This is a genomic window from Kocuria sp. ZOR0020, assembly GCF_000800955.1.
Lineage (GTDB): Bacteria > Actinomycetota > Actinomycetes > Actinomycetales > Micrococcaceae > Kocuria > Kocuria subflava.
This window is the reverse complement of sequence record NZ_JROX01000283.1, coordinates 1-521: the sequence shown is the minus strand read 5'-3', so window position 1 is coordinate 521 and position 521 is coordinate 1. Positions and strand designations below refer to the sequence as shown.

Annotated in this window: 1 protein-coding gene; it reads left to right on the top strand. The window is 64.3% G+C overall.

Features of this window, described 5'->3' with window-relative positions; translation table 11 throughout:
• On the top strand, positions 1–397 hold a 397-nt coding region (locus tag L979_RS13035), incomplete at its 5' end, for a choline/carnitine O-acyltransferase (RefSeq protein ID WP_047692637.1).
• Positions 398–521 lie beyond the last annotated feature (124 nt).

Sequence of the window (521 nt, the reverse complement as noted above, 5' to 3'; positions counted from 1 at the left end):
AGCCACCCAGGAACTTTTCGGCCAGGCCATGGACGCCCACCGGGGTTGGGTGAAGGCGTGCAAGGCGGGACGCGGAATCGACCGCCACCTGCTGGGTCTGCTGAACATGGTCCAGGAGGGGGAGCAGGTTCCAGAATTCCTGACCTCCGACCAGCGCCGGGCGGTCAGCAGCGATTTCCTGTCCACGACGTCGTTGGGTGAGTCCCAGCCGATCTGCCGCTACGCGTTTGCCCCCGCCGCTGCCGACAGCTTGGGGGTGGGATACGTCAGGCACCGCGAACACTACGAGTACGTGATCAATCACCACGCAGCCCAAGCGGATGTGGTGGAACAGTTCGCGCGGAACATCCGTGAGGCGGCGCGAGCCCTCAGTGCCTTCGGCGACGAACTGCAGTGAACCCGCCTGTCAACACCGGTTTGATTCGTGACACCAAGGGTGCTGGCCACCTGTAGCCACATGCGCGGCCCCCGGGGCATTTGCTGGAGAAAAACCCGCAGGTGAATCTGCCGCTTCTGGCCTG